Origin of the sequence: Comamonas sp. (assembly GCF_036643215.1) — a bacterium.
Taxonomy (GTDB): Bacteria; Pseudomonadota; Gammaproteobacteria; order Burkholderiales; family Burkholderiaceae_C; genus Comamonas.
Genome location: NZ_JAVXSJ010000010.1, coordinates 1 through 11,858, shown reverse-complemented (window position 1 = coordinate 11,858; position 11,858 = coordinate 1). Strand labels below are relative to the sequence as shown.

The window sequence follows — 11,858 nt, the reverse complement described above, 5'->3', positions numbered from 1 at the left end:
CCGGATCGGGGTGGTCGCCGACAAGGGCTGCGGAAATCCTTGAATGCCGATTCTTGGAGATTGCAGCCAGAGTCCATCAAGTTCAGCTGTTGATCGCCGCCGATATTCGATGTTGAAGCCCTACGTCAACTCTCAGCTTGAAAGTCGGCCAAGCAGCCTTCACGAACGGCTGCTCCTAGCCGGTTGCGGCGGTCGCAGTTCGACCCTGAGTAGTCAATGAAATCAAGCTCGTAAATAGTCAATCATTGCCTTGAAGTGGCGTCAGCGAGTCTCGCTCGCAAAGTCATTCAGCACCGCCAATACATGCTCAATAGCCGGGTTTTGCTCCAGGTTCTGTCGATGGGCCACGGCCATAGGGCGCAGCAGCGTGGGAAAGAGATGGCGTATCTGAACCCCAGGCTGGTGCAGCTGATCCTCAACTTCCTCTAGTGGCAGAATTGCTGCGCTTTGACTGGCTGCAGCCAAGCTTTTAAGTGCTCCTGGATAAGTGAGTGCTAGGAAGGGGCGTGGCTGATAGCCTGCCTGAGCAAACCAATTGGCGATCAATCCGTGCATCTGCGTTGGAGCTGAAAACGATGCCCAGCGCCGCTGTGATAACCATTCAGGGGTTACCTTCTCTGGTGCGTCCCATGTTGCGGGTAGCAAGGCCACCAGCGGGTCCACGCGCCAGGGTACGAGCTGGATGCCAGGCGCTGCAGGTTGAGGGCTGGCAACAATCGCAACATCCAACTGACCCATGCCCAGTCGGCGCATGGACTGCGCAGAACCCTCCGCCTCCAGCCGCACCTCAACTCCAGGACTACGCAGGCTCAAAGACTCCAGCATCATCGGTAGCAGTCGAGTGCTCACGCCCGCCGACACCCCCACACGCACCAGCCCTTCGCGTCCACTGGCACGGCGCTGCACGCGTTCCATCAAATCGTGGCTTGCGGTAAGCAGCTTGCGGCCTTCATCCACCAGCACCAATCCGGAAGCTGTCAGCTCTGCCTGTTTGCGTCCTCGCACCAGCAGAGTCGCATCCATTCGCAACTCCAGCTCTTTGATATGCAGGCTCACCGTTGGCGGTGCCAGATGCAACGCCTGAGCGGCGGCTGCAAAGGTGCCCAAGTCGGCGATAGCAATCAGTGTCTGCAACTGGTCGAGATTGAGATTTCGCATGGCTTGTGAATCTTCATTTGGTCAGTTTTCCTGAATTGATTATTCAGAACATTCAACTTTACGGATGTTAAGCCAGCAAAGACGATTGAGACACTATGAGAAACCACCTAACTGACGGCACAAGTGACGAAGTTATCGATTTGAAATCGATGACAGGGGAAGGGGAGCCTGCACAGGCCAAGGCAACTAGTCTATGGATACGTTGCACAGAAAAAATCCGCGATTGGCTAGTGCGGGCGGAAAGACGGGTGACAGAGGGATTTCGGGTACCTCCAAATGGTGGGTGATGTGGGCGCCACAGCGTCTTACGATTTTAGGTTTAGGAAAACGCAAGCACATCAGCAACCTACCTCGATCCAACCCGATGCGAACTAACAGCAGACACACTAGCAGTAACAGGTGCATATGCTCAAACTTACTAGCATCTGCTTCTGGCCGACAGCCCCAAAAAACCAAGGGCCGCAAAAGCGGCCCCAGTTTTCTAAACAGCAGTCAGCAAACCCTACGACTTCTTACGCTCCAGCCAAGCAATCAGCTCGCCCATGATGCCCTTGCGGAACATCAGCACGCACAGCACAAAGATCAGGCCGGTGACGATGGTGACAGACTCACCCAGCGTGCCAAACCATTCCACACCGGTGGTGTGAGCGAGGAAGGTGCCAAAGTCGCCAATCTTGTTTTCCAGCGCCACGACCACCGCCGAGCCCAGCAACGGACCTGAGAGCGTGCCCAGGCCGCCCATCAGCGTCATCAAGATCACATGGCCCGAGGTGGTCCAGTGAACATCGGACAAGGTGGCAAAGCCCAGCACCAGCGTCTTGAGTGAGCCCGCCAGACCGGTGAGCGCAGCAGAGATCACAAAGGCCAGCAGCTTGAAGCGGTTCACGTCATAGCCCAGCGAGATCGCGCGTGGCTCGTTTTCCTTGATGGCCTTGAGCACCTGGCCAAAAGGCGAGTGAATAGTGCGCACGATGAGCAGGAAAGCGAGTGTCACCACCACCAGCGCCACGTAGTACATCGTCAGGTCGCTGCTCAAATCAATCATGCCGAACAGCTTGCCGCGTGGCACGCCTTGCAGGCCATCTTCACCGCCGGTGAACTTGGCTTGCAGCGCGACAAAGAACAGCATCTGCGCCAGCGCCAGCGTAATCATCGAGAAGTAGATGCCCTGGCGGCGAATGGCCAGCCAGCCAAAGATCAGGCCCAGCAGCCCGCCGACCACGGTGCCCAGCAGCATGCCAATTTCTGGCGTAAAGCCCCAGGCTTTGATACTGTAGCCCGCCACATAGGCCGCGCCACCCAGGAAGGCCGCATGACCAAAGGACAGCAGACCCGTATAGCCCAGTAGCAGGTTGAAGGCTGAAGCAAACAGTGCAAAGCACATGAGCTTCATCACAAATACAGGATAGGCGCCCAGAAAAGGCGCGGCAATCAGGCCCAGCAACAGCAGGCCGTAGCCCACGGGGGCAATGCGTTGAACAAGCGTCTTGGATTTCATGTCGTGCCCCTCTTATTTTTCTTTACCGAACAGGCCAGCGGGGCGAATCAGCAAAACAATGACCATGATGAAAAACACGACGGTGGACGATGCTTCAGGCCAGAACACTTTGGTCAGCCCTTCGATGACACCCAGCCCCAGCCCCGTCAGGATGGAGCCCATGATGGAGCCCATGCCGCCAATCACCACCACGGCAAACACGACGATGATGAGGTTCTGCCCCATCAACGGGGTGACCTGATAGACCGGCGCAGCCAGCACGCCAGCGAAGGCAGCCAGTGCGGCACCAAAGGCATAGGTCAGCGTGATCATGACGGGCACGTTGATGCCAAAGGCTTCAACCAGGCGCGGGTTCTCGGTACCGGCACGCAGATAGGCACCGATACGCGTCTTCTCGATCACAAACCAAGTGGCCACACAGACCACGATGGAGGCCACAACCACCCAGGCACGGTAGTTCGGCAAAATCATGAAGCCCAGATTGGTCGCGCCTTCCAGCAGCTCGGGCGTGTCATAACCCAGACCCGAGACACCGTAGATGGAGCGAAACACGCCTTCGATCAGCAGCGACAGCCCCAGCGTGAGCAGCAGGCCGTAGAGGTGATCGAGCTTGTAGATCCAGCGCAGTAAAAAGCGCTCTATCAACACACCCAGAATACCCACCAGCACGGGCGACAGAATCAGCATCACCCAGTAGTTGATGCCAAAGTAGCTCATGGCCATCCAGGTGCACATGGCACCCAGCATGAACAGCGCGCCATGCGCAAAGTTGATGACATTGAGCAGGCCGAAAATAACGGCCAGACCCAGACTCAGAATTGCGTAGAACGAACCATTGACCAGCCCCAGAAGGAGCTGGCTCATCAGGCCGGGCAATGAAACGCCGAAGATTTCCATGAGAGATACGCTGGTGGGGATTAGGTGTGCATCAGTCCAAGGTCGCGATTACTTCCAGAGCGCGCACTTGGTCTCGGCCTTGGTGGTCCAGACCGTGTCAGCAGGCAACTTGGTCAGGACCTTGAGGTAGTCCCAGGGCTTGGTGGATTCGCTGGGCTTCTTGGCTTCGACCAGGTACATGTCGTGCGCAAACGTGCCGTCCGGACGGATCACGCCCTTGCCGTAGAAGTCGTTGATCGGCGTGCTCTTGAGGTGGGCCATCACCTTGTCGGCATTGGTGGTCTTGACGGCTTCGACGGCCTTCAGATAGTTCATGACAGCCGAGTAGTCAGCGGCCTGCACATCGGTAGGCATGCGCTTGGTCTTGGCAAAGAACTTGTTGGCGAATTTGCGCGATTCGTCATTCATGTCCCAGTACCAGCTGGTGGTGTGCAGCAGGCCTTCGGTGTTCTTCAGACCCAGGCTGTGAATGTCGGTCAGGAAGACCAGCAGACCGGCGGTCTTCATGGTCTTGTTGATACCGAACTCTTTGGCCGCCTTGATGGCGTTGATGGTGTCGCCACCCGCATTGGCCAAACCCAGAATATGGGCCTTGGAGCTTTGCGCCTGCAGCAGGAAGGACGAGAAGTCAGACGCGTTGAGCGGGTGTCTGACCGAGCCCAGTACCTTCCCACCCTTGGCTTGAATGACCTTGGTGGTGTCGCTCTCCAGTGCCTGACCGAAGGCGTAGTCAGCCGTCAAAAAGAACCAGTCCTTGCCACCGCGATCGACCACCGCGCCACCCGTGCCCTTGGCCAGCGCCACTGTGTCGTAGGCGTAGTGCACGGTATAGGGGTTGCACTGCTCATTGGTCAGCGCGGAAGAGCCTGCGCCACTGTTGAAGTGAACGCGCTTTTTCTCATTCGCCACTTGCGAGACAGCCAGCGCGGTGCCGGAGTTGGTGCCGCTGAAGACCAGCGAAATGTTCTGCGTATCAATCCACTCGCGCATCTTGGATGCGGCGATGTCGGCCTTGTTCTGGTGGTCTGCGCTCATCAGCTCAATGGGCTGACCCAATGCCTTCCCACCAAAGTCATCAATCGCCATTTGCATGGCCAGCGCGCCATTTTTGCCTTCCACGTCGGCATACAGGCTGGACATATCGGTCACAAAGCCGATCTTCACTTTTTCCTGCGCTTGAACCAGAGGGCTGGTCAAACCTGCAACAGCCAGCATGCACGAGAGAACGCTCAGTTTTGCTTTCATCTTGATCTCCAGGGTTAGGTCTTTGTTATGAAAAGAAAAGAGAAATGCGGTGCTTCACACGCCCAGCAACTCATTGAGCACAGACATTTTTGCGTCCAGCTCATCAGCGCCAAAACGCAGGGCAACATGGCCGTGCTCGACCACATAGAAACGATCAGCCAGCGGCGCGGCAAAGCGGAAGTTCTGCTCCACCATCACCACGGTGTAGCCCTTCTCGCGCAGCGTTTTAATCATGCGAGCCAGGGTCTGAACGATGACGGGGGCCAGACCTTCGGAAATTTCATCCAGCAGCAGTAGACGTGCACCCGTGCGCAGAATGCGCGCCACGGCCAGCATCTGCTGCTCGCCACCCGACAGGCGCGTACCCTGGCTATTGCGGCGCTCGTAGAGGTTGGGGAACATCTGGTAGATCTCGTCCACGCTCATGCCGGGCTGGCCGGTTTTGAGCGGCGGCGGCAGCATCAGGTTTTCTTCGCAGGACAGGCTAGAGAAAATGCCGCGCTCTTCGGGGCAATAGCCCACGCCCAGATGCGCAATTTTGTGCGTAGGCCACTGAATGGTCTCCACCCCATTGATCTTGATCGAGCCCTTGCGCGATCCCGTCAGGCCCATGATGGCCCGCAGCGTGGAAGTGCGACCCGCACCATTGCGGCCCAGCAGCGTCACCACCTCGCCGGGGTTGACCACCAGGTCCATGCCATGCAGCACATGGGACTCGCCATACCAGGCGTTCAAACCCGAAATTTCCAGCGCCGGAGTACTTGTTTTATTCATTGTTCATCTGATCTGAAAACTGGCACTCTTCAAGTGAGAGACATCAAGCAAGGGCCGCCCCGCAGCGAGGATGTTGTCCCCTTGGGGGGAAGCCGCAAAGCGGCACAGGGGGGCATCTCAATGCGCACCTTGCAACTGCCCATCCGTAGTCCCCATATAGGCTTCCATCACCTGCGGATTTTTCGAAACTTCTTCGTAGGGCCCTTCAGCCAGCACGGCGCCGCGTTGCAGCACGGTGATGCGATCGGCAATCGTCGCAATCACTTTCATATTGTGCTCCACCATCAAGATGGTTCGGCCAGCCGAGACTTTTTTGATGAGCTGCGTGACGCGGTCCACGTCTTCGTGGCCCATGCCCTGCGTGGGTTCATCCAGCAGCATCAGCTCGGGCTCCATGGCCAGCGTGGTGGCGATCTCCAGCGCACGCTTGCGGCCATAAGGCAGGTTTACGGTCAGCTCATCGGCCAGGTCCTGCAGACCAACTTCGGTCAACAGTTCCATGGCACGGTCATTGAGCTGGTTCAGCGTTTTCTCGCTGGTCCAGAAATGGTAGGCGGTGCCCAGCTTGCGCTGCAGGCCGATGCGCACGTTCTCCAGCAAAGTGCTGTGCGGGAATACGGCCGATATCTGGAATGAGCGAATCACGCCGCGCCGCGCAATCTGCGCCGGGGCTTCGCGGGTAATGTCTACGCCGTTGAATTGAATGCTTCCGGAAGTGGGCTCCAGAAACTTGGTCAGTAAGTTAAAGCAAGTGGTCTTGCCCGCACCGTTAGGCCCAATCAGCGCGTGAATGGAGCCACGCTGCACGGCCAGATCCACCTTGCTGACGGCGGTAAAGCCTTTGAACTCTTTGGTGAGTTGCTTGGTTTCGAGAATTAGGTCGCTCATGCGCTGGCCGTCAGTCCTGAGTGCTACAAAACAAAAGACAGGCGCACTTTGCAATGCGCCCTCTGCTTGCTTGGCATCTTGGGCTGCCCGGCAGCGCTGCCGCAGCGGGAAACTCCTAGGGGTGTGGCTGACAGCCACTTATGCTTTCCCTAGGTACTCCGTAAACAGAAGACAAAACAAGGAGTAATCACAAACTTTACATCTAGAGAGCAAGACTCAAAAGCATCGGGCAGAAAGTAGCTTGCACAGAGGTCAGCGTCCACTTCAGTACACGCAAATCGCATGATGGCCATGGTTATCGCGCTATCAATATTCATTAAAGCGGCATGCCAATCAAATGCCGATAAGCTGCTTTGGCAGCAGCAACGCTGCCGTAAACCCTGAGCCTGAAAATTCCCACTCAGGTAACTTGGTTACTAGCCCAAGCGCCGCAAATATGCTTGCTATTTGTCGCCCATAAAAAGCAATGGCGACAAATGACGCCCAAAGTCGCTATTCATTTCAAAGCTGCTTGCGCTTTTTATTCATAAGCTTCCGCTTGATTTATTCATGAAACCCATGTTTAACCAGCGGAAAGCGCTATCAAAATAATCAAATCAACAACGCTTGCATGCATTGTTGAAAAAGCATGGAATAAAAATCCCCGCTGAACTGTTTACCGCAGGTCAACCACAAGGAGAGTTCTCATGCTTCGCATCGCATCCCTGACGATTCTTTCTGCCGCCCTGCTGGCGGGCTGCGCCACCGGCACAGCCACCATGGCAAAGTCTCCGGCAACCACCATGAACGGCATGCTGGTCGGCCCAACGCAAATGACGCTTTATGTCTTTGACAAAGACGCCGCCGGCAAAAGCATGTGCAACGGCGGCTGCGCCACCAACTGGCCGCCGCTGATGGCCCCCGCCAATGCTGTCCCCATTGGCGACTGGAGCGTGGTGATGCGCGACGACGGCAGCAAGCAATGGGCTTATAAAGGCCGCCCGCTCTACCACTGGGCCAAGGACACCAAACCCGGTGACATGACCGGTGACGGCCTCCTCAACAACAGCTGGCATGTTGCCAAGCCCTGAGCCTATTTGAGTATTGAGTGAATATCGACTCAGCCCTCGCCCACATTCCCCGCCTGCGCCGCTACGCCCGAGCGCTGGCGGGTGATGCAGCGCTGGCTGACGATCTGGTTCAAGACACGCTGGAGCGGGCCTGCCAGAAATGGGCGCTATGGCGCCCTCCCGCAGCAGCCACAGCTGAAGAAGCGCAAAAAGCCTTGCTCAGCTGGCTGCTGACGGTGATGCACAACCTCTACGCCAACCAGTGGCAGCAGGCGGCGCGGCATCGCACCGTAGAGCTTGATGACGCGCAAGACCCCAGCCACGACCCCATGCCCAAACTGGCATTGCAGCTCGACCTGGAGCGGGCACTGGGCCTACTCTCCCCTCAGGCGCGCGAGGTGCTGCTGCTGATTGGCATGGAGCAATTCAGCTACGGCGAAGCGGCGCAAATGCTGGGTGTGCCAGTGGGTACGGTGATGTCACGGCTGTCGCGCGCACGCGAGCAACTGCGGCGCCTGATGGACGGTGAACGGCCTGCAAGCACCGTGCTGAGGGCTGTGAAATGAAGGAAAGCGAGATGAGCACCCAGCGACCTGATGAATCCACGCTGCACGCCTGGGTCGATGGAGAGTTGCAGCCCGAAAGTGCTGCAGCCGTTGCGCAATGGCTAGCCGATCACCCCGATGAAGCCGCGCGTATGGCCGCCATTCAAGCCCAGACTGCGAGCCTGCAAGCTCTGCATGCGCCGGTGCTGGATGAGCCGGTTCCGCCTCAGCTCACCCGGGCACTGCGTCAACCGCCCACACAATGGCGCTGGCCACATGCACTGGCTGCAGGTCTGATGCTGAGTCTGGGTATCAGCGCGGGATTTGGTCTTGGCTATGGCGCAAGTCAACAAAAAATGGAAACCGCGCAAACCGGCACAATGACGCAGTTGCCCGGCTTTGTGCGCGAAGCCGCTGCGGCCCATGCAGTCTATGTGCCAGAGAAGCGCCACCCGGTAGAGGTCACGGCGCAGCAGCAGGCGCATCTGGTGCAGTGGCTGTCCAAACGGCTGGGCGTACCCCTCAAGACCCCTGTGCTGGATGCACAAGGTTTTCAGCTCATCGGAGGACGGTTGCTACCAGGCGAGACAGGGCAGGCACGAGCCCAGTTCATGTATGAAGACGCGGCCGGCGAGCGTCTCACGCTCTATGTCTCGGTACTGGATCAGCAAGCAACGAAAGCATCGGCTCCGGCCGCTTTTCAGTGGTCGCGTTCTGGCACAACACATGGCTTTTACTGGATTGATGGCCAGCAGGGCTATGCCCTCAGTGCCGACTTGCCGCGCGAGCGTTTGCAGGTTCTGGCCGATGCGATCTACCACCAGCTTGATTGATCTCTGCGCTTAGCGAATACGCCAGCAGAGTATCAGCAGCGCTTATTGCAAGCTGCCACTGCCGCCTTCGCCACCCGCGGCTTCAGGCAAGGCCAGTGGCAGAACGCCAATACCCTCTTCCATCAGTTCAATGGCTTCTTTAGGGCTGGTTTGGCCGCGAATGGCACGTTCTTCGGTTTCACCATAGTGGATGCGGCGCGCTTCTTCGGCAAATTTCTTGCCTACGTCTTCGGTGTTTTCAGCCACCTTGCGCGACCACTGCATCCACGCGGCCTGCATGGACTGAAGATGTGCGCGGGCTTCAGCACTGATCTCTGGCGTGACGGCTGGAGCTGCGGGTGCTGCCGCCGTAGCCGATTTGGATACTTGAGGTGTCTTGGGTGGCCGGGCACCCAGATTCAGGCGAGGGGCGCTCAAGCGCTTGGTCACATCGCTGTCGCCGCACATGGGGCATTGCACCAGTTGGCGTTGCAGCTGATTCTGAAAATCATCTTCCGATGCAAACCAGCCTTCAAAGACATGGCCTGCAGGGCAGTGAAGATCAAGCACTTTCATGGCTGCAACTCAACCCTTGCGATGGACAAGATAGCGATACACGAAGCCGGGAAATGCCAGTGTCAGGAACAGTGTCGCAGTCACTGCATAAAACTCCCAGCCTTGTGGTGATATCTGCCCGGCACGGCGCTCAAGCAGCAGGCCAAGGCCGCCAACCAGCAAATAAAGAATCACCATTTCGAGCAGGCGAATCCACAAGGACTTGCGACCTGCAACGACCGGGCCGACGATGCCCAAACGCTGGTTGATAAAAGGCAAATTGGCTGCCACAAGGGCAGCCAAGATGATGAGCCAGATAGAGGCGGTAATAGACACTAAGCCATTCCTAGAAAAAGCGATGAGGGCATCAAGCCCTCATCACATTCGTCTTATCAGGAAGCCAGGGCACGCACAACGGCGTCAGCGCACAAGGCCATCAGACCACCAGGCAAGATGCCCAGCAGCAGAACCAGCGCACCGTTGATGGTCAGCACAACGCGCACATCCAGAGGAGCGGACACGCTGGTAGCTGTGATTGGAGCATCAAAGTACATGACCTTGACGACGCGCAGGTAATAGAAGGCGCCGATCAGCGACATCACTACAGCGAACACGGCCAGACCGATGTACAGGCTGCTGCCCGAAGCAATCAGTGCTTGCAGCACGGACAGCTTGGCATAGAAGCCCACCAGCGGAGGAATACCGGCCATGGAGAACAGGCAGATCGCCATCACGCCAGCGTACAGCGGGCTGCGTTGGTTCAGGCCAGCCAGGTCGGCGATCTCTTCGCTTTCAAAGCCTTCGCGGGCCAGCAGCAAGATCACACCGAACGATGCCAGAGCCGTCAGCACATAGGTCACCACGTAGAACATGGCAGAGCTATAGGCGTTTTCAACGGTCGCAGGATCAACCTTGCCATCCACCACGCCCGACATCAGGCCCAGCATGACAAAGCCCATCTGGGAAATCGTCGAGTAAGCCAGCATGCGCTTGAGGCTGGTCTGCTGCAGACCGGCCAGGTTACCCACCAGCAGCGAGCAGACAGCCAGAACCATCAGCATTTGTTGCCAGTCAACTGCCAGGGGCAGCAGGCCATCCACCAGCAGGCGGATAGTCATGGCAAACGCAGCCAGCTTGGGAGCGCCACCGATCAAAGCGGTGATGGCTGTAGGAGCACCCTGGTAAACGTCAGGCACCCACATGTGGAAGGGAACCACACCCAGCTTGAAGGCCAGACCAGCAACCACGAACACCAGACCGAAAACCAGCACCTGGTGCTTGATTTCACCAGAGTAGATGGCCTTGAAGACTTGGCCGATATCCAGCGAACCGGTAGCACCGTAGAGCATGGACATGCCGTACAGCAGGAAGCCCGAAGCCATGGCGCCCAGCACGAAGTACTTCATGGCCGCTTCAACAGCAGCAGTATTGTCACGGCGCAGAGCCACCAGCGCGTAGCTGGACAGGGTCAACAGTTCCAGGCCCAGATACAGGACCAGGAAGTTGTTGCCGCTGATCATGATGAACATGCCCAGCAGCGACAGCATGGACAGGGTGAAGAACTCACCGCCGCGCAGCATGTCACGCTCGGCCGCGTAGGGGCGGCCGTAGACCATGGTGATCATCATGGCAATCGTGGCAAAGCACTTGAGCCAGTTGCCCATGGCGTCCGAGACAACCATGTTGCCCCAGCCGTAGAAGGTATTGCCACTAGAGGCATACATGCCTTGCATCACCGCTACAACAAGCAGGGTGAGCATGGTCAGAACATAGGTGCCTGTGCGGCGGGCGCTTGTCACGCCCAAGTCCACCAAGGCAATGACGCAGGCCATGACCAGGAGAACAATCTCCGGGTAAATAGCCAGCCAGCTGATGTTGTCAATCATCTCGTGTCTCTCGTTTCAGTCTGGTCAGTTGAGCTTGCTCACAGCCACATGCTTGATGAGCTCTGCCACAGACACATCCATCACATCGGTGAAGGGCTTGGGATACAGGCCCATGACCATCACGGCTGCAGCCAGAATGCCCAGAACCAGGAATTCACGGCAGTTGATGTCCTTGAGTTCCTTCACGTGGTCATTGGCCACAGGACCCAGGTACACGCGCTTGTACATCCACAGGGTGTATGCAGCGCCAAAGATCAGGGCTGTTGCAGCGCCCATGCCAATCCAGAAGTTGTATTGCACAGCGCCCAGAATCACCATCCACTCGCCCACGAAGCCGGCCGTTGCAGGCAGACCGCAGTTGGCCATGGAAAACAGCAGTGCAAAGGCAGCGAACTTGGGCATGGTGTTGACCACGCCGCCGTAGGCAGCAATTTCACGCGAGTGAACGCGGTCGTACAGCACGCCAATGCACAGGAACATGGCACCGGACACGAAGCCGTGGGCAATCATCTGCACCAGACCACCGGAGATACCGAGGTTGTTGAACATGA

General features: G+C 57.5%; 13 protein-coding genes. 3 read left to right on the top strand and 10 right to left on the bottom strand.

The window, feature by feature from the left end; translation table 11 throughout:
* Positions 1-261 precede the first annotated feature (261 nt).
* The 6 genes from RSF91_RS08835 to RSF91_RS08810 all read right to left on the bottom strand — a co-directional run bounded on the left by RSF91_RS08835 (position 262) and on the right by RSF91_RS08810 (position 6,460).
* Positions 262-1,158: a LysR family transcriptional regulator gene (locus RSF91_RS08835; protein ID WP_332568066.1), complete on the bottom strand. Its 897-nt coding sequence runs from the start codon at positions 1,156-1,158 to the stop codon at positions 262-264.
* Positions 1,159-1,660: 502 nt separating this feature from the next.
* Positions 1,661-2,656, bottom strand: coding sequence for a branched-chain amino acid ABC transporter permease (locus tag RSF91_RS08830; RefSeq protein ID WP_332568065.1), 996 nt, complete (start codon positions 2,654-2,656; stop codon positions 1,661-1,663).
* A 12-nt stretch (positions 2,657-2,668) separates the two neighbouring features.
* Positions 2,669-3,553: a branched-chain amino acid ABC transporter permease gene (locus RSF91_RS08825; RefSeq protein ID WP_099738141.1), complete on the bottom strand. Its 885-nt coding sequence runs from the start codon at positions 3,551-3,553 to the stop codon at positions 2,669-2,671.
* 48 nt (positions 3,554-3,601) lie between these two features.
* Entirely contained in the window at positions 3,602-4,798 is a 1,197-nt protein-coding gene (locus RSF91_RS08820) for an ABC transporter substrate-binding protein (protein ID WP_332568064.1), read from the bottom strand.
* A gap of 54 nt (positions 4,799-4,852) precedes the next feature.
* Positions 4,853-5,572 carry an ABC transporter ATP-binding protein gene (locus RSF91_RS08815; protein WP_099738143.1) on the bottom strand — a complete coding sequence of 240 codons (720 nt, stop codon included), beginning with the start codon at positions 5,570-5,572 and terminating at the stop codon, positions 4,853-4,855.
* A 117-nt stretch (positions 5,573-5,689) separates the two neighbouring features.
* Positions 5,690-6,460, bottom strand: a complete 771-nt coding sequence (locus RSF91_RS08810; RefSeq protein WP_332568063.1) for an ABC transporter ATP-binding protein — start codon at positions 6,458-6,460, stop codon at positions 5,690-5,692.
* A 686-nt stretch (positions 6,461-7,146) separates the two neighbouring features.
* Here RSF91_RS08810 and RSF91_RS08805 point away from each other — a divergent pair.
* From RSF91_RS08805 to RSF91_RS08795, 3 genes are read left to right on the top strand one after another with little or no spacing between them, the layout of a single operon-like run.
* Positions 7,147-7,530, top strand: coding sequence for a COG4315 family predicted lipoprotein (locus RSF91_RS08805; protein ID WP_332568062.1), 384 nt, complete (start codon positions 7,147-7,149; stop codon positions 7,528-7,530).
* Between the two features lie 17 nt (positions 7,531-7,547).
* The gene (locus RSF91_RS08800) at positions 7,548-8,075 is read left to right on the top strand and encodes an RNA polymerase sigma factor (protein ID WP_332568061.1); all 528 of its coding nucleotides are present in this window, start codon (positions 7,548-7,550) and stop codon (positions 8,073-8,075) included.
* 11 nt (positions 8,076-8,086) lie between these two features.
* Positions 8,087-8,887 carry an anti-sigma factor family protein gene (locus tag RSF91_RS08795; RefSeq protein WP_332568060.1) on the top strand — a complete coding sequence of 267 codons (801 nt, stop codon included), beginning with the start codon at positions 8,087-8,089 and terminating at the stop codon, positions 8,885-8,887.
* Between the two features lie 42 nt (positions 8,888-8,929).
* On the opposite strand, the gene RSF91_RS08790 is transcribed toward RSF91_RS08795, so the two are convergent.
* The 4 genes from RSF91_RS08790 to RSF91_RS08775 all read right to left on the bottom strand — a co-directional run.
* Positions 8,930-9,442 carry a DUF1178 family protein gene (locus RSF91_RS08790; protein WP_332568059.1) on the bottom strand — a complete coding sequence of 171 codons (513 nt, stop codon included), beginning with the start codon at positions 9,440-9,442 and terminating at the stop codon, positions 8,930-8,932.
* Positions 9,443-9,451: 9 nt separating this feature from the next.
* Positions 9,452-9,757: a DUF2818 family protein gene (locus tag RSF91_RS08785; RefSeq protein ID WP_099738148.1), complete on the bottom strand. Its 306-nt coding sequence runs from the start codon at positions 9,755-9,757 to the stop codon at positions 9,452-9,454.
* 56 nt (positions 9,758-9,813) lie between these two features.
* Positions 9,814-11,307, bottom strand: coding sequence for an NADH-quinone oxidoreductase subunit NuoN (gene nuoN / locus RSF91_RS08780; protein WP_099738149.1), 1,494 nt, complete (start codon positions 11,305-11,307; stop codon positions 9,814-9,816).
* A 24-nt stretch (positions 11,308-11,331) separates the two neighbouring features.
* Positions 11,332-11,858 (bottom strand): proton-conducting transporter transmembrane domain-containing protein (locus RSF91_RS08775; RefSeq protein ID WP_332568058.1); only part of this gene is annotated, 527 nt, incomplete at its 5' end.